The sequence below is a fragment of the Fonticella tunisiensis genome (assembly GCF_004364155.1).
Classification (GTDB): Bacteria; Bacillota; Clostridia; order Clostridiales; family Caloramatoraceae; genus Fonticella; species Fonticella tunisiensis.
On the sequence record NZ_SOAZ01000005.1, the window covers coordinates 113556 to 130692 of the forward strand.

25 protein-coding genes are annotated in these 17137 nt (G+C 36.8%); all 25 read right to left on the reverse strand.

Annotation, left to right across the window (positions count from 1 at the left end; translation table 11 throughout):
- The 25 genes from xseB to EDD71_RS04715 all read right to left on the reverse strand — a co-directional run bounded on the left by xseB (nt 1) and on the right by EDD71_RS04715 (nt 17133).
- Complete coding sequence (xseB, locus tag EDD71_RS04595; RefSeq protein ID WP_133627570.1) at nt 1-243, reverse strand: exodeoxyribonuclease VII small subunit; 243 nt, start codon at nt 241-243, stop codon at nt 1-3.
- Entirely contained in the window at nt 219-1445 is a 1227-nt protein-coding gene (xseA, locus tag EDD71_RS04600) for an exodeoxyribonuclease VII large subunit (protein ID WP_479724191.1), read from the reverse strand. The genes xseB and xseA overlap by 25 nt, the downstream gene beginning before the upstream one ends.
- Nucleotides 1441-2289: a bifunctional 5,10-methylenetetrahydrofolate dehydrogenase/5,10-methenyltetrahydrofolate cyclohydrolase gene (locus tag EDD71_RS04605; RefSeq protein WP_133627572.1), complete on the reverse strand. Its 849-nt coding sequence runs from the start codon at nt 2287-2289 to the stop codon at nt 1441-1443. Before EDD71_RS04605 ends, xseA begins: the two co-directional genes overlap by 5 nt.
- Nucleotides 2279-3208, reverse strand: a complete 930-nt coding sequence (locus EDD71_RS04610) for a tRNA (adenosine(37)-N6)-threonylcarbamoyltransferase complex transferase subunit TsaD (protein WP_133627573.1) — start codon at nt 3206-3208, stop codon at nt 2279-2281. Before EDD71_RS04610 ends, EDD71_RS04605 begins: the two co-directional genes overlap by 11 nt.
- Nucleotides 3186-3617 (reverse strand): transcription antitermination factor NusB, encoded by a 432-nt coding sequence (gene nusB / locus EDD71_RS04615; protein ID WP_133627574.1) that lies wholly within the window; start codon nt 3615-3617, stop codon nt 3186-3188. The genes EDD71_RS04610 and nusB overlap by 23 nt, the downstream gene beginning before the upstream one ends.
- 20 nt (nt 3618-3637) lie before the next feature.
- Nucleotides 3638-3862: a DUF2273 domain-containing protein gene (locus EDD71_RS04620; protein ID WP_133627575.1), complete on the reverse strand. Its 225-nt coding sequence runs from the start codon at nt 3860-3862 to the stop codon at nt 3638-3640.
- Between the two features lie 13 nt (nt 3863-3875).
- Nucleotides 3876-4412, reverse strand: a complete 537-nt coding sequence (gene amaP / locus EDD71_RS04625; protein WP_133627576.1) for an alkaline shock response membrane anchor protein AmaP — start codon at nt 4410-4412, stop codon at nt 3876-3878.
- Between the two features lie 54 nt (nt 4413-4466).
- The gene (locus EDD71_RS04630) at nt 4467-4865 is read right to left on the reverse strand and encodes an Asp23/Gls24 family envelope stress response protein (RefSeq protein WP_133627577.1); all 399 of its coding nucleotides are present in this window, start codon (nt 4863-4865) and stop codon (nt 4467-4469) included.
- An 86-nt stretch (nt 4866-4951) separates the two neighbouring features.
- On the reverse strand, nt 4952-5443 hold the full coding sequence (locus tag EDD71_RS04635) for a SpoIIIAH-like family protein (protein WP_133627578.1): 492 nt from the start codon (nt 5441-5443) through the stop codon (nt 4952-4954).
- A gap of 57 nt (nt 5444-5500) precedes the next feature.
- Entirely contained in the window at nt 5501-6097 is a 597-nt protein-coding gene (gene spoIIIAG / locus EDD71_RS04640) for a stage III sporulation protein AG (protein ID WP_133627579.1), read from the reverse strand.
- Nucleotides 6098-6106: 9 nt separating this feature from the next.
- Nucleotides 6107-6685, reverse strand: coding sequence for a stage III sporulation protein AF (gene spoIIIAF / locus EDD71_RS04645; RefSeq protein ID WP_133627580.1), 579 nt, complete (start codon nt 6683-6685; stop codon nt 6107-6109).
- A 4-nt stretch (nt 6686-6689) separates the two neighbouring features.
- Complete coding sequence (gene spoIIIAE, locus EDD71_RS04650) at nt 6690-7835, reverse strand: stage III sporulation protein AE (RefSeq protein WP_133627581.1); 1146 nt, start codon at nt 7833-7835, stop codon at nt 6690-6692.
- Between the two features lie 66 nt (nt 7836-7901).
- Complete coding sequence (spoIIIAD, locus tag EDD71_RS04655; RefSeq protein ID WP_133627582.1) at nt 7902-8288, reverse strand: stage III sporulation protein AD; 387 nt, start codon at nt 8286-8288, stop codon at nt 7902-7904.
- Between the two features lie 11 nt (nt 8289-8299).
- The gene (spoIIIAC, locus tag EDD71_RS04660; protein WP_133627583.1) at nt 8300-8494 is read right to left on the reverse strand and encodes a stage III sporulation protein AC; all 195 of its coding nucleotides are present in this window, start codon (nt 8492-8494) and stop codon (nt 8300-8302) included.
- Nucleotides 8495-8505: 11 nt separating this feature from the next.
- Nucleotides 8506-9027, reverse strand: a complete 522-nt coding sequence (spoIIIAB, locus tag EDD71_RS04665) for a stage III sporulation protein SpoIIIAB (RefSeq protein ID WP_166636338.1) — start codon at nt 9025-9027, stop codon at nt 8506-8508.
- Between the two features lie 34 nt (nt 9028-9061).
- The gene (gene spoIIIAA, locus EDD71_RS04670) at nt 9062-10024 is read right to left on the reverse strand and encodes a stage III sporulation protein AA (protein WP_133627585.1); all 963 of its coding nucleotides are present in this window, start codon (nt 10022-10024) and stop codon (nt 9062-9064) included.
- A gap of 431 nt (nt 10025-10455) precedes the next feature.
- Nucleotides 10456-10896 (reverse strand): CD1247 N-terminal domain-containing protein, encoded by a 441-nt coding sequence (locus EDD71_RS04675; RefSeq protein ID WP_133627586.1) that lies wholly within the window; start codon nt 10894-10896, stop codon nt 10456-10458.
- A 66-nt stretch (nt 10897-10962) separates the two neighbouring features.
- Entirely contained in the window at nt 10963-11520 is a 558-nt protein-coding gene (gene efp / locus EDD71_RS04680) for an elongation factor P (RefSeq protein WP_133627587.1), read from the reverse strand.
- Nucleotides 11521-11561: 41 nt separating this feature from the next.
- Nucleotides 11562-12641 (reverse strand): M24 family metallopeptidase, encoded by a 1080-nt coding sequence (locus EDD71_RS04685; protein ID WP_166636339.1) that lies wholly within the window; start codon nt 12639-12641, stop codon nt 11562-11564.
- Nucleotides 12622-13077 carry a type II 3-dehydroquinate dehydratase gene (gene aroQ, locus EDD71_RS04690; protein ID WP_133627588.1) on the reverse strand — a complete coding sequence of 152 codons (456 nt, stop codon included), beginning with the start codon at nt 13075-13077 and terminating at the stop codon, nt 12622-12624. The genes EDD71_RS04685 and aroQ overlap by 20 nt, the downstream gene beginning before the upstream one ends.
- Before the next feature lie 171 nt (nt 13078-13248).
- On the reverse strand, nt 13249-13956 hold the full coding sequence (gene pilO / locus EDD71_RS04695; protein ID WP_133627589.1) for a type 4a pilus biogenesis protein PilO: 708 nt from the start codon (nt 13954-13956) through the stop codon (nt 13249-13251).
- Entirely contained in the window at nt 13953-14495 is a 543-nt protein-coding gene (locus EDD71_RS04700; protein ID WP_133627590.1) for a PilN domain-containing protein, read from the reverse strand. Before EDD71_RS04700 ends, pilO begins: the two co-directional genes overlap by 4 nt.
- A 4-nt stretch (nt 14496-14499) precedes the next feature.
- Entirely contained in the window at nt 14500-15540 is a 1041-nt protein-coding gene (gene pilM, locus EDD71_RS04705; protein WP_133627591.1) for a type IV pilus assembly protein PilM, read from the reverse strand.
- An 8-nt stretch (nt 15541-15548) separates the two neighbouring features.
- The gene (locus EDD71_RS04710; RefSeq protein WP_133627592.1) at nt 15549-16715 is read right to left on the reverse strand and encodes a pilus assembly PilX N-terminal domain-containing protein; all 1167 of its coding nucleotides are present in this window, start codon (nt 16713-16715) and stop codon (nt 15549-15551) included.
- A 1-nt stretch (nt 16716) separates the two neighbouring features.
- A complete protein-coding gene (locus EDD71_RS04715; protein WP_166636340.1) occupies nt 16717-17133 on the reverse strand; it encodes a PilW family protein in 417 nt (138 codons plus the stop codon).
- Nucleotides 17134-17137 lie beyond the last annotated feature (4 nt).

A 17137-nucleotide genomic window follows, 5' to 3' on the forward strand; every position in this document is an offset into this window, starting at 1 on the left:
CTATTCCTCCTCGGGTATAAAGTCCTCCTCTGTTAAATTGTTATTTTCTCCCTTCATAATAACGCTAATTCTTCTTTCTGCCTCATCAAGCTTTTTATTGCAAATTGCAGCAAGCTCCATACCCTCCTGAAATATCTTAATCGATTCCTCGAGAGATAAGCTGTCATCCTCTATCACGTTTACAATCTCCTCAAGCCTTTGAATAGCTTCTTCAAATTTCATATTCTTTTTTCTAGTAGCCATACACTGCCCTCCATTATTTTTTCTATTTTACAGTAAGCTGAGCCATCCTTCATGGTTAGCTTAATTTCATCCTTTTCTCTTAATTCTTTAACGCTTCTTACAACCTTATTATCCTTTTCAACCAGGGAAAACCCCCTGCTTAAAATTTTACCAGGTCCTAAATCATCAAGTCTGTTAACAAGTATTGAATATTTATTTTTGCTTTCCCTGAGCCTTTTTTCCATGATGAATTTAATTTTGTTTTGAAGATTATCGATATATTGAATATTTTGTACTATTTTGCTTAATGGGGAATTATTCTCCAATCTTCTTATCATGCTGTTTACGGAATATCTTTTGTTTTTAAATTTGCTGGTAAGGTTCATATAAAGTGCGGACTTTAAACTTTCTATTTTATATGTCAAATCTGCAAGGGAAGGAACAGCCATTTCAGCCGCATGGGAAGGCGTCGAAGCCCTTGCATCTGCTACAAAATCCGATATCGTAAAATCGGTCTCATGTCCAACAGCTGATATTATGGGAATTCGGCTTCTAGCTATAGCCCTTGCCACTATTTCTTCATTAAAGGGCCATAGCTCCTCGATGGATCCCCCTCCCCTTCCTATTATAATAACCTCTATATCCTTCCGCGTATTGAAATAATCGATAGCCTCGACGATTGTCTCTGCAGCCCCTTCCCCCTGAACTTTTACAGGGTACAAAAGTATATCTACATTTTTAAACCTTCTGGTGGAAACGTTTATAATATCCCTTATAACGGAACCCGTTGGTGAGGTTGCAACACCGATCTTTTCCGGAAAAAGAGGTATTGGCTTTTTCCTTTCAGTATCAAAGAGACCTTCTTTTTGAAGCTTTTCTTTTAACTGTTCAAAGGCTAAATAAAGGCTGCCTATACCGTCCGGTTCCATCTTTAAAACGTAAAGCTGATACTGTCCATCCCTTTCATAAACTGACACATATCCACTCACTATCATGTTCATTCCATCCTCAGGGGTAAACTTCAAAAACTGGTTACTGCCTTTAAACATCACACATTTTATTTTAGCGTTTTCATCCTTAAGAGTAAAATACATATGACCTGAAGAATGATGCTTAAAGTTGGATATCTCTCCCCTAACAAGTACACCCGAAAGTTCAAAATCATTTTCTATTATACTTTTAATATATGAAGTCAGCTCTGAAACTGTAATAGGTTCCCTAATCATATGTTTCCATGGCCTCCAAAACATTTTCGATTAACATAGCTGTTGTCATAGCACCTACGCCGCCCGGTACAGGGGTTATAAAGGAAGCCTTTTCAATGACTTCCTCAAAATCCACATCACCCATAAGCTTTCCTTCAACCATCGTTGTCCCTACGTCTATAACCACTGCACCTTCCTTAACCATATTGGATTTTATAAATCCTGGTTTTCCAGCAGCGCTTACTATTATATCACAACTTATAAGTTCCTCATCAAGCTCCTTTGTTTTGGAATGGCAGATAACAACAGTTGCATCTTTATTTAAAAGCAGCTGTGAAACCGGCTTGCCTACTATGTTGCTCCTTCCCACTACAGCTGCCTTTTTACCCTTTAACTCTATTCCGTATTCACTTATAAGCCTCATAACCCCTTTAGGAGTACATGGAACAAGACATTTTTCACCTCTAAACAGCTTTCCTGCGTTTATGGGGTTAAACCCATCTACGTCCTTTGATGGTTTTATCGCCTTTGCTACCTCTTCGGGATTTATATGCTTGGGAAGCGGAAGTTGCACAAGGATGCCATTTACATCATCCCTTATGTTAAGCTCATTTATAAGCTTTATTAAATCTTCTTCTGAAGTTTCGGCGGGAAGCTCATATACAAATGAATTTACACATGTTTGTCTGCATACTTTTTCCAGACTTCTGACATAAGAAATGGCTGAAGGATTCCCTCCAGTAATTATAACAGCGAGCCCTGGTGTTATCCCCCTTTCCTCTTTCATTTTCTCTATTCTTTCCTTAAGGCTCTCCTTAATTCTTTTTGATACTTCTCTTCCATCCAGTATTTTACCTTTCATAAAATCCCCCCTTGAGCTTTTTCCATCCTATAAAAGCAGTCCCAACAGCGTTATCTACGGCATAATGGGCTTTGGAAAAAAATATATTATCTTTAAATTTTGTATTTAAATATTTTCTTAAAAACCCACTGGATGCAACCCCTCCTATTAGAATAAGGGGGAGCTGCTCCCTTATAAAGAGGTTCTTAAATATCTTTTCCAGTGTCTTCGATACGCACATCATTGCAGCAAAGGCTACTTCCTCATAATTATAGCCATTTTCTATGAATTTTAATCCCATTGTTTCCTGACCGGATAGATTAAAATATAAACCGTCAACCCTCGATGGAATTCTAAGCCCTGTTTTCTCAGCCTCCATTGCCATCTGATCCATAAACTTTCCTGCAGGAAAAGAAAGCCCCATCGCAACACCTAATCTGTCTAAGAACTGGCCTGTGCTAATATCCTTCGTGCCTCCTATTATTTGAATTTTATATCCATTCTCCCTCTTTACCTTTAAAAGCTCAGAAGTTCCTCCTGAAAGGTGGAAGGCATAAAATTCATCATAATCGAAACCTATAGACTGGCATGCAGCTTCTATATGGCTTTCCTGATGGGATGTTTCAAAAAATGGTATTCCCATTGCAGAAGCTATGGAAATACCTATACTTTCTCCAGCTTTGAAAACAGGCATGTAGGATCCTTCTATGGGCCTTGGCCTTATACTTGTACATACTCCATCAAGGCCCTTAACCCTTTCATCCTTCAAAAGGGAAGGAAGATTTATTACATGTTGAAAAAGGGCCTCGGATTGCCTCAAGCCCCTTTCTCCCTTCCTTACGTTTAAAATTTTTCTAGCATCATATAATATTTTGCCATCTTCAACTACTGAAACCGATGTAGTATAATTGCTTGTATCAATTCCAAGTATCCTGGGCATCTGGATTAATCTCCTTTATTACGTTTCCAAGAACACCGTTTATAAAGGAATAGGAATTCTCACCGCCATATTCCTTTGAAAGCTCAACAGCCTCATCAACGGCTACAACATCGGGCACATCATCCCTGTAGAGCATTTCATATATTGCAAGCCTCATTATAGCAAGGTCAACCTTTGCTATTCTATTTATTTTCCAGTTTTTAGAATATTTTTCTATATAGTTGTCAATTTTATTTAAGTTTTCGTAGACACCTTTTACGCAGTTTTCTATGTACTCCCTTTCATCATCCCATAGGTCTTCTCCACCGTGATCATAAAAGTTTTTTAGAGTTTCCTCAGCTCCTGTTTCGTTTAAATCCATCTGATATACAAGCTTCATTGCTGTTTCCCTTGCACTTTTTCTGCTCATGTATCTTCCTCCATATAATTTTATTTCCAGCCATCAGGCAGTATTCTCTCTATAATCTCTATAATGCTTTCCTTGTTATCTACCTTTTTTCCAACATAATATCCAACTAAAACGCACATTGCAATAAAAAGCGTTTTAAAGAATCCAATTATGATGGCAAGTATAGCCAGTATAAAACCTATAGCTGAACCTATAACTTTTCCTTTGTTGTTGTAGAAAATTTCAAGCAGAACCTCTTTCTTCATCAGCCCCACCTCACTATTCTACACGCAGCTTTGTTCCAGATGCTATATCCATAACAGCAACCTTAACTTCGCCTACAGGTATTTCAGCAATGGACTCTATATATCCCTTAACACTTTCCTGTATCTCCTTCACTGTCTGGGGAATGTTCATATCAGGAACTATTAAAAGTCTAATATAAATATTTATCTTATCCTTTGCAGGTCTTATAAACACCTTAACATCCCTTACGCCCCTAACCTGGCTTGAAGTTCTGAGCACAAGGGACTTTATTGTATCGTTTGAAATATTGATTTCTCCCTCGGGAGTTAGCTTAACAACTCCAAACTTCTGGGTACCATCTCCTGAAAAGAGCGAAGCCATAAGCCTTATATTTATAACTATAAATGCCGCAGCTGCTATCTGATAGTACCATGCAGAGCGTATTCCTTCTAATATAGTGTTTACCAAATATTCAGGAATATATCCCGTTGGAATAACTATAATAAACAAAAAAATAGCTGTAAGTATAATAAGATAAAGAAAAAGCAGAAGCTTATCCACTAATTTCATATAATCACCCCTTGTAATTCAAATTAACCCTCTGTTTCCAGAGGGTTAACCGTACTATTTTGTTTTTCTGGAAGGATCTTCTTCCTTTTTCTCCCTGGGCATAACGATATCCTGTATGTGTATGTTCACATCTGCTACCTTAAGGCCTGTCATGGTTTCAACAGCCTTCTTTACATTCTGCTGAACCTCCCAGGCTATTTCCTGCATTCTTAAACCATATTCTACAAGAAGATAAAGATCTATATGTGCTGTTTCATTTCCTTCGATCTGAACCTTAATGCCCTTGTTTGTAGATCTCATACCAAATTTTTCTGCAATATCGTCAGTAAAACCTCCGCTCATACCAGCTACGCCCTTAACTTCAGTTGCCGCAATGGAAGCAATAACGCTAACTACGTCAGGTGATATTTTTATTATCCCAACTTCACTGGTAATTTCCGCATTATCTACCATTAATTACACCTCCTGCATATAAAAACCCTTAGCTTTAGTTTACATTTATTATACCAGAAAATCAACAAGTTTACAAAATTTATTAGCTACTCTGCCGGCTTTATGGAAACATTTCTTGGAAGGAATTTTGTAGTCTTAACTACAGCATCCATTATCTCTGCTCCCTGATCGCTTATTGAAGCTTGGTCGCCTTTTATATAAACCTCTACGCCGTTATCGTTTATAATACAGAGAACATCTTCAAACCCCATTTCCTTCAATTTGGTTTCAACTTCATTTTCCTTTGAACCCATAGATGCAAGCTCCATGTATTTTTTTGATGCTTCATTTCTAGCCTGCTCCGTCTGTTTATCATCCTTGCTTACAGCCTCATAGTTCTGCATTAAAGCGTTTCTCTCGTTCTGATGTGTAATCCTAAGTTCCTGAAGAGCCATTGATTTTCCTGTATGGCTAGCTTCCGTATTTAAAGCATTTGTATCCTTAGCACTTTCGTTGAACCTTTTAGCAAATACACCCGCTATTGCAATAAGCACTATTAAAACGGCAATGATCATAGTTTGTCTTCTTGTTTCTTGCATAATATCCCTCCATTTCTTTTTCTAAATAATTATATGTACTGGAAAAATATAATATACTCATTTCTTTTTCATAGGCATAACCGCTACTTTATGCTCCTGTACGTTAAGCACAGTTCTAACTGCAAGAATTAAGTCATCCCTTAGCTTTCTGTTCTCTGCACCCTCTGCAACAACAATTACGCCTGCAACTTTCGGGTTTATCCTTCTGGTTATAACAACCTTACTTCCACTTCCATCGTTTACTATAACTGCATTTGAACTGTCTGTTTTCTCCGTCGTTATCCTTGTCCCTCCATTGCTGTCCTTCTCTTCTATTCTTCTATCGGAATTGTTTTTATTCATAACCGGAACTTCCTCATAACCTTCTTCAAAGTTTATAGTAACTACAACCTTTCCAACTCCCTCTATCTGGCTTAATGTATCTGTAAGCTCCTTTTTAAGTTTATCTTCATAAGTAGAAGGAGTACCGGCTGCAGTGTTGGTATTTACCTGTATGGTATTTTTCTTGTCCTTCTCCCCCAGGGAACTGGAGTTTAGGCTTGTAGTGACATTGCCTATAAGCATAAGAAGTACCCCAAGGAGTATTGCAATAAGGAGATAATACATAAGCTTTTTAGTATCTTTAAATTTTTCCTGTAATTTTTTAAAATCCATTCCAATCCCTCACTTTTTAAATTTAACCAAAGAAGGATCAATATTGAACTTCTCCTTTAGGAAATTGATTACTTTAACATCTTTAAATTCCTTCTCTTCCGTCTGCTGCCCTCCAATAACAACTTTATCCACGGGTTTTACAGAACTCTCATCCTGGCTGACCTTAAACTCCAAAGCCTTTATCTCAGCATAATTTATACTGTTTGTATCCTCAACTACTTCAAGCTTTATAACTGTATATTTTTTCCCAGTCTCCCTATACACCTCCTGCTCTATCTGCTTTCTAAGCTTTTCCTTGTAAACCTCCATCGTCTGTTCATTTATGCTTTTTTGAAGGTTACTCTTATCTATTTCGTACTGCTTTTTATTAAAGTCATCGGTGTATTGAAGTATTGTCGCCTGAACATCGACTCTTTTATCAATAAGCTTAAAAACCGGAACTAAAATGGTTATAACCACAATGAGCCCTGTAACCAGAGATACATATTTTTTAAACCCGCTGTTATGAGGAAGCACAAGGTCTATAACCGTCATAAATATGACCATTGAAACCACTGCAGTAATCCATTCCTTTAAAAATATAAGCATATGATCACCTTACCATCATGACGAGTTTCCCCGTCGAAGCTATTATCGTAACCATTATAAAAAACATCATTGCAACTGCAAGCACACTTGCAAAAACTATAGTAAGTGAATTGCCTGCGGAGGTTAGGCAGTCCACAACCTTTTTGTCTACTATAGGTTCCATAACGGCTCCAACGAATTTGTAAACAAGGGATAAAAGTATTATTTTTATAAGTGGGAATATACATATAAATACCATTATAATAAGCCCCGCAACGCTTATTGCATCCTTAAGCACAAGTGAATACCCTGCAACGGTCGCTATTGCGTCGGAGAGTGTCTTTCCTATAACGGGTATAAAATTATCGACTGCAAACTTCGTTGCTTTTAAAGCAACCTGATCGAGTGTAGCCGCTGTACTGCTCCTAACCGTTATGAAGCCTATAAACAGAGTCATTATAAGCCCGAGGGACCAGAGACAGATTTGCTTCATAAGCCCTGCAAGCTTGGAAATCTTTATGTTGTCGCTCAGATTATTTACTATGTTTAAAACCACAACTATTACCGTCATCGGAAGTACAAAATCTCTAATTATATCGCTTGTAACTTTTATAACTAAAAGGACAACAGGGTCAAGCGTTGCTGCAGAAGTGAAGCCTCCAACTGCTGCAAGCAGAACTAAAAGAGGAGGCATCATGGCGTTTGTAAACTCTATCATGCTGTTTATGGTTTCCCTTCCGACACCGATGGCAACTGTAAAACTTCTTATAATCAAAAGTACCATTGCAATATAGCAAACATAATATCCAATACCTGCAATATCCTTGGATTTAAAGGAATCCCTTATGTTCTGGAGGACTGCACATAAAATGCCTATAAGAAGAAGCTCCAAAAGAAGCTTCAGATTTCCGTATGCCTCTTTAAAAGTGAACCTTATAAGGCTTCCTGCAAAATCCTTAATGGTAAGCCCCAGAGAACCCGTTTCCTTATAGGTATTTATCATCCTGGATATACTAATATCCGGCATATAATCCCTCTGCTGCTGAAGCTTCTGTGATATAGATTCAAGGTTTGATATATCAACATTTGTAAAGTTTCCATCATCGGCATAGGCCTTTAAGCTCATAATAACCATAAAAACCACAATCATAGTCACTATTCTTTTATTCATTTTTCTTCCCCTTATTATAAGAATCTGTTAGAAAAGCCCTTAAATTTATTATTACACTAATTATCATCAGGGCATTATTTTTAAAATCATATCCATTACAGCCATTACAATAGGTATCGCCAGGGAAATTATTATTATTTTAGCAGCAAACTCTATTTTGGAAGCTATTGCATTCTGTTCAGCATCTCTACACATCTCTATGCCGAGGGATGCAAGATATGTAATTCCAATTATTTTAAGTATAATATTCAAATATGTAGGCGATATATTAGCCTTTAGAGCAATTTGCTGCACTGATTCTATTACAAGGGTTATTTTACCGAGCATGAAAAGGAATATAACGATCCCAACGGCAAGGCTTATCTGTATGGCAATCTCGGGCTTCTCCTTCTTAAGCAGAGTAAGTATAACGGCTGCTATGAGGGCAATTGCAAGAATCTGTATTATCTCCATGTAATCACCCTCTAAAGTTGAAAAATAACCTTTACACTGTCAAAGAGCCTTGATATCAAACCAATAACCATCATAAAAATTACAACCAGGCCAGCCAATGTAACGAGTGTTGCTATGTTTTCCTGCTTAACATCCTTAAAGAGCTTATCCAATATAAGAATAAGAATTCCTATTCCTGCAATTTTAAAAATTAACCCAATATCCATCCTATCACCCCTTAAACAAGTAATATTACTATTAAAGCCCCACCGCATATTCCAAGATATCTATAGAGCTTCTCGTTCTTAACGCGTATTTCCTCAGCTTTCTTTTCAAAGGCCTCAAGCTTCTTAACTGTAACGTTGAAATTCTTCTTCTGACCCTCTATGTCGCTGCTCCCTATTGACTGCATAAACGATGAGATTATGTCAATTTCCTCCCTTTCAAGATACAAATCCCTTTTAAGAGCTTGAAATGCAAGGTCAAAGGCCTCGGCAACGGTATCGGTTTTTTTCTCAAAGAGCAGCTCTGCCATAACCTTAAAAAGCCTGCTCACTGCCTTTGAGCTTTTTTCAGATACCAGTTTAAAGGCCTGTACCAGAGGAGTAGATGAATGAACGATCTCCGATTCCAATATATTTAAGCAATATTGAAGTTCCCTAAGCTGCCTGACTCTTTCCACATAAATCCCGGCCATTAAAAATCCCATTAGCCCCGCTGCAGAAATGATAATAATGCCTCCTGCCAGCTTAAAAAACATATAAACCCCTCCTGTATCATTAGTCTGTTCATGATTAAACATCGATTATTTCATCTATGGTTCCCGGGCCTTCCCTCCTGCTGAGTATTACTATTTTTTCAAAGGTCCTTCTGTCCACAAGATTCTTAACCCCCGGACGTTTTAATATTTCAGTCATGTCCCTTCCGTGAACGGTTGCTATGACCTTGACACCGGCGTTTACTGCATCCTCGATGGCCTCGGCATCTTCAAGGCTTCCTATCTCATCTACGGCTATTATCTCAGGCGACATCGATCTTAAAAGCATTATCATGCCCTGTGCCTTTGGGCATGCGTCTAAAACATCTGTACGTATTCCCACATCCCTTTGAGGTATCCCAAGATAACATCCTGCAATTTCCGACCTTTCGTCAACAACGCCTACCTTATATCCTCTAATCCCTATTTCCTTTTGTCCCCAGCTTAAAATCCTTATCACATCCCTTAGCAAAGTGGTTTTCCCACATCCCGGCGGCGACGCAATAAGGGTATGTTTTACCCCATCCCTGTAAAGCTTTTCGGTCAATTCAAAACCGCATCCCTTTACTTCCCTTGCAATTCTAATGTTCATGCCTGATATGTTTTTAATTGTCTTTATTTTCTTTCCATCAATAACTCCTCTTCCGGTTATCCCTACTCTATGTCCACCTCTTAATGTCAAAAAGCCCTGTTTAATCTCATCCTCCACCGCATATATTGAATAATCCGACATAAGTTGAAGGGCCCTCTCCATATCTTCCCTTATAACAGTTACTGCCCTTGTATAAAAGTGAGATATACTTCCATCCTCGTTTACAAAGTAATCCAGCCCTCCTTTAAATATCATCAGTGGTCTTTGAACACGAAGCCTTATTTCTTCAATATACTGCATATCCCCCGGGGATATTTTCCCTATGATTTTTGATATTCTCTCAGGAAGAACTGGAATTATATCCCTCTCAAGTACATCCCTGATCTTTTTTTCATCATAAAGGTACATCACCCTGTCCTCCTTTCTTATATAATGTTTATTACGATGAAAAAAAATTTATAACATTAAAAAAAATAAAATTTTATTTGATTATTAAATTGTTTTTTGAGTGAAAATTCTGTTAATAAAAAGCACAATATTTTATAAAAATAATCTCTTGTACCAGTTCAATATAAATTAACTCGTTCGCCACTCTGAGAAGTTCATTGGAATAAAGGTAGATATATCTACAGGTAGGCGCTGCGATAAAAAATATATTTCATTCCCTCTTGCGCTTTGCAAAGAAGTTCTTTCAAACAAAGGCATCGTTATAAATTCTTGATAAGCGGTGAGGGTTAACGGGAAGAATATCCTTGCCGAAATGGTGAATGAAAGTATCGCCTCTTCAAAAAAATAAAAAGGACCCTAAACCGAGTCCTTTAGCCATGAAAATCTTTAGTTTATTCATGATGATGGTCATGCCCACAGTTGCAATCATCGTCATCCTCGCAGTGGCACTCTGCTTCAACATATATGGGTTCATTGCAGTTTGGGCATATTATTTCTTCTTCTCCATCCTCAAACATTTCAGAGTCTAAATATACAGTATTATGGCAGTTTGGGCATTCTATTTCGACGAAGTCGTTTTCATCGTCAGCGTAATCGTCATCGTCGTCCTCATCATACATGTCATCCTCAAGGTTTGCAAGGTCCTGATCTATGGCGTCTACATATTCATCAAGCTCCTGATAATCCTCATCAAGCTGTGCTATTGCTTCTGCCATATCATCAAGCACATCGATCATAGCTATGAGAAGCTTTCCTTCCTTTGTATCCTCGTTAATTCCAAGTCCATCTGAAAGACCCTTAAGATAAGCAACCCTTTCTCTTATGTTATCCATCTTTTATCCTCCTTACAATTTAAAATTAACAGTGGCAAAGGCCACTGTTATCATTTACAGTATGTGTTATACACGTGACATATATTCACCAGTTCTTGTGTCAATTCTAATAACGTCACCCTCATTTACAAATAGAGGAACCATAAATGTTGCTCCAGTTTCAACTGTTGCAGGTTTTAATGCGTTAGTTGCAGTATCTCCCTTAACTCCAGGCTCAGTTGCAATAACCTTAAGTTCAACAAAGTTTGGTGGTTCAACAGAGAAGGCTTCACCCTTATAGAACTTGATTATAGCATTCATGTTTTCCTTGAGGTATTTTATAGCATCCTCAACCTTTTCCTTATTTAAAGGAATCTGGTCATATGTATTTAAATCCATAAAGTAGTAAAGCTCTCCATCGTTATATAGGTACTGCATTTCCTTTCTTTCAATAACAGCCTCAGGAAACTTTTCAGTTGGGCTGAAGGTTCTTTCAATAACTCCCCCAGTTATAACGTTTCTCAGCTTTGTTCTAACAAAAGCCGCACCCTTTCCTGGCTTTACATGCATGAATTCTACAACAGTAAATACCTGTCCATCAACTTCAAAAGTACTTCCTTTTCGAAAATCGCCTGCTGAAATCATAAATCTACCTCCATAGAAATTATTAACTTTATATGAATTTTTTATACGCCTAACTCAATTAAATTTTTAGGTGAATTTGACAGAACTCTGCATCCATTCTCAGTTACGAGAATCAGATCTTCTATTCTGACACCACCAAATCCTGGAATATATATTCCAGGTTCATCGGTTATAACCATTCCGGGTTCAAGGACAAATTTGCTCCTCATATTTACGCCCGGCAGCTCGTGAACTGCCCTCCCAACTCCATGTCCAAGCCCATGTCCAAACCTGTTTCCATATCCCCTTTCGGTTATTATATCCCTTGCTATTTTATCAAGTTCTACACAGCTCATACCTGGTTTAACTGCCTTTAAGGCCGCCTCCTGGGCTTCAAGAACTATATTATAGATTTCCTTTTGCTTTTCACTTGCCCTTCCTATAACTATAGTTCTTGTCATATCAGAACAATATCCCTTGTAAACGCAGCCAAAGTCAAGGGTTAGGAAATCCCCCTCTTCAACTTTCTTTTCTGAAGCTTCGCCGTGTGGAAGGGATGACCTCCATCCTGAAGCTGCAATAATCGGGAAGGAAAGGGCTGAAGCACCAAGTTTTTTCATAAAGAATTCAAGCTCCAGGGCTATTTCAATTTCAGTCATTCCCGGTTTTATAAAACCAAGTATATGTTCAAAGGCCCTATCAGCGATTTCTGCAGCCTTTGCTATAAACTCTACCTCTTCATTATCCTTTATCATTCTAAGCTTTTCTATTGCATAGTTAAGCTTTACAATATTTACTCCTTCAAGTACATTCCTGTATGTGTCATAATCCTCAAAGGTCATTCTATCCTCTTCAACACCAAGGCTTTTTATATTATTGTCCTCTACAAGCCTCTTTATAGTATCTGCTATTGGAGGCCTGTATTCAATTATCTCATAGCCTTCCTTAACTTCGATTTGAGCCTGTTCGGTAAACCTCGAATCCGTAATGAAGAAAGCCTTATCTCTGGTTATAAGTGCAAAGCTCTCATCTCCAGTAAAACCGCTCAGGTAGTTTCTATTTTCATCCTTATAGGTTAAAACTCCGTCAATTCCCAGGGAGTCAAACTGCGCCCTGATTTTTTCAAGCCTTTTCATTATCATTTTTATCGCCCCCTCTATTTACAAGAGCTAATATAGCCATTATATAACCGTAATGTCCAAAACCTGATATCTGCCCGATACATGCCGGTGCAGTAACGGATTTGTGCCGAAACTCCTCACGGGCATATATATTGCTTAAATGCACCTCAACAGCAGGTACATCCACAGCATTGAGAGCATCATGTATTGCGATGCTGTAGTGGGTATATGCCCCGGGATTTATAACTATACCGTCGTATTTGCCCTGCGCATCATGTATAAGACAAACTATCTCGCCCTCTATGTTGCTTTGAACTATGTGAACTTCAACGCCAATATCCTCTGCTTTATCATATATATACTGGCACATTTTATCATAGGTCATTGTGCCATATACGTCCTTTTCACGTACTCCCAAAAGGTTCATATTTGGGCCATTTATAATTAGTATCTTCAAAATATCACATCCTAATAAGGAATATTATACTAATACATCCTGTTTATACACAACAATTGTATTTTATCAGATTTCACCTTGCATTGTAAACCTTTTGTTGCTGGAGATTTGGTTAGAATATAATGTTTTGTTGTTTTCCCACTGTCCGGCATGCCACTGAGGACAATGTTTTTATTCAAAGGGGTTCTGCTTCCCGTAGCTTCGGTTGTTGAAATCATATTTAAGCTCCCCCTTGTCCTTTGTGTCAACGTAGTAATAATTTATATTTATTTTTGCAGAAAGCTTTCCATTCTGTCCTCTGCTCATGTTTACATCAGTTATCTCAGCAATCCTTTTATCATTTTCAACAGAGGATATGAAATCCATTATGTTAATATAATCCCCTGAAACCGAAAGGTTTACAGCCACAACATACAGCTTTTCTTCCTGATTCTTAGCATCAGCCCCCGTTTTATTTGAATCGCTTCCTCCGCCTTCACTTATAGAGTCCTTAGTATCTGCTTTGTTATTCGAATCATTACTTTCAATTTTATACTCCGATGGCTCTCCAAAGGACAAGGAATTTATTATTATGGCCTTTTCATCACCTAAAACTTTTAAATTATATGCTATTTCGGGGCTCCTTTCCATTTTGGGCAGAGCTTTTGCAGCGTCTTCAAACCCATCTCTTATGACTTCAAGCTCCTTCTTCTGTTTTTCATTAAGCTTTTGCGTCAATTTTAAATTACCCAGTTCATTTTCATAAATTGCAATATTTGCTCTGGAATCGGATATGTTTTTTAAAATGGGAGATAGAAAATAACTGTAATACAAAGCAAAAAAGATCATAACCCCGGTTATAATGAGCAAAGTCCTCTCCCTCTTGCTTAAATTTATCATTTCCTTTCCTCCCTCGTATAGCTTATGCTGATGGAAAACAAATATCTGGACTGCTCAGGGTTGTAGATAATGTTTGTAATTCTGGCATCCCTATAATTATCAGTGGTTTGAAGGCTAGCAGCAAATTCGCTTATTGAGTTATAATTTTGTGCATTTCCATTTATCGTAATTGTCCCTTTGGTATAATTTAAATTTTCTAAGATAACGTCGGATGGCACATATTTTTCAAGATTTCTTATTCTGTCGCCTGCGATAACCTTTCTGGATGTCATGTCCTTAACTTTTTCAATATATGATTTAAGCTCTTCCGTTTCCTGGTTTATACTTTTATTTTCCGCAAGTATCTTACTGTTTTTCTCTATTTGTTCCTTGAGTTTTAATTCCGTTGCCTTTAAACTCCATTCAATCATGTGAGGAACGTAAAGTGCTGAAGATAATAGACACAGAGCAATTACCGCATATACTATATACTGCCTGTTTTTAAGGTGTTTTTGCCTTTTTTGTTTTATTTGATATGGCAGCAGATTTAATTCATACATTCTATTACTCCTTTCTCAAAAGAAGCCCAAAAGCATTTACAAATAGTTTAGCATCGCATGTTTCATTAAATTTAACTTTGCTTTTTAGCATATCAAAAGATTTTACTATAGAAGCTTCTGAGCCAAGGGAATCCTTAATATAGTCCTCTATACCCTTAATTTCACATCCTCCACCAATAAGATATATCTTATCAAGTGTCTTCTTGGTTTTTCCTGTGGCGTAAAACTGAATTATCTTTAAAAAAGTGGATAAAACGTTGTCAAAAAGAGTTAAAATCCTTCTTTCAACTTCATCGTTTTCATTAACCTTTGCAATATCAAAGCTATCCGTTATAAACCTAAGGGATTCCTCTTCATTAACCTGAAGCTTTCTTGAAACTTCCTTAATGACATTGTTAATGCCAAAGGGCACCTCCCTTTCCATGAAAAGCCTTCCATTCTCCAGTATAACTATCCTGCTGCTTGAAAAACCTATATCTATGATTCCGATACTTTCAAATTGAGAGTTTTCACCATCCCTCAACCTGAAAATCCTTGCCGCACTGTTTGCTGAAATATCAATAGCTCTAAGCCTCAATTTCAGCATATCTGTAAGTGCCACATAATTATCTATAATATCCCTTGGTACCGCAGCTACCATAACCCTATATGCCTTTTTATCAGCTTCTAAAACGCTGTGCTGTACCTCAAAATCTATATAGTGCCTCTCACCATTTTCGGGAAGATACTGCTTTATCTCCCACTCAACAGCATCTCTAATGTTTTTTTCATCCATTATTGGCACTTCTGCATATCTTATAACAATATCATTTCCCTGTATTGCAAAGGAGATATCTCTAGCCTTTATATTATTTATTTTAATAAATTGAATTAGTGCCTCAAATACTTTTTCAATTTGATTTATACGTCCCGAATCAATGGCTTTCTCAGGGGTTTCAATTAACCCACACTTTTTTATTGTTATTCTTCCAAAGATGTTTTCACCATAAATCAGTTTTATAAATTTCGTCCCTGCATCTACTGCAAGTATGCCCCTTGACAACATAAGATCACCTACTCCCAGTCAATGTCTGAAATAATGTTTTGTGTTATTAAATTCTCTATATTTTTTTGATTTTGATACAATAAGCCATCATTCCCTGAAACATAGCTTATAGTGTTGATTCCCGAGACCTTTAATTCATTTGCAATAAAACAAATATTTATATCGCTCTGCCCACTGTTACCTGATGCTCCTGATTGAAAATCAACATTTTTTATTGTTAAACTTTCTGTACTATATATAAGAAGGTTGTTCATATATTTCCCAGCCAGGGTATTCTTCTTATCAACATTTCCAAATATATTTTCAAGGGTTACATTTCCCTTAACAAAAATAACCCTTATACTGCTGCTGTATTGTTTTAACCCCTTTAGAAATTCTGTAGAATCATTGGAATTAGTGAAGATTGTTCCATTTATTGTTATATCCCCATCTGATACATAATAATATACATCTGTACCACCATATCTTAACCATTTCCCTGAATTGTCTCCAGTCTTTATTGACGGTATGCTGTTATCATCTCTGGAAGCTGGATAAAAAAAGCTGTCTTTGTTAATTTTTATTCCTCCCCCTGCACCATTGTTCTTTACAAAGCTATAGTTGTCCCCACTTTCAACAAAGCTAGAACCCGTTTGGCTTCCTGAAAGAATTAAAAATTTATCCTGATCTTGTTTTTTATCTCTACCGGGTTTTACATAAAAATTAACTCTATCGGATATTCCCTCCACCATAATATTTTTAATCATAAATTTTCTTTTAAGATTGAAAATGGAAGAGGTTATTTTTACTGGTGTAGAAACAATATTAAATGATAATTCCTTTTGGAGATTTTTCTGATATCCCATATAGTGGCCCGTTGAGTTGATTGTAAAAATATCCTTATCCTTTTCTCTTTTATAATTAATCTTTACATCAGCATAATTATTTCCACTTATACTGTCATCAAAGTAGATTCTTTCAGCATCTTTTGTTTCCTTTGGATAATCATTCAACTCTAAATATTTTAAAGCATATTCTATACCGCTTTCTGCATTGTAAAAGGCCTGCTGTGAATTTATCACATGATTACTTACTTTAAAATCCACTGTTGTCAAATCAGCAAGACTAAGGGCAAGGATCATAACAGGTACCAAAATAATTAAAACATATATTAAAGCAGAACCCCTTTTTCTCACATTACTTACCCCTTTTCATCACAAAAGTTTCAAATGAATAAATTTCAGAAACAATCCTTACTCTATAAAGACCACTCGTTTCATTTTCAAGAAAAACTTTAAAATCAGTTATTTCGGGTGCAATTTGCTGTGAATCCACATCATATCTTAATATGTTGTTTTTTACATATATGGATTTCCCATCTATGGTGACCTTTCCATTATTTTCTTCTATGATTATCACATTCCCGTTCCTGATCTTTTCTATAACAAAATCCATAGCAATTCTAAGATTACCCTTTTTATCCACGCTTGAACTTATATTTGAAAAAAGGTAGTTATTAAAATTAATGAAGTTAAACGTTATAGCTACTATTATTGAAAAAATAAACAGGGCTGCTATAATTTCAATTAAAGTAAATCCCTTTTTCTTATACACAAAA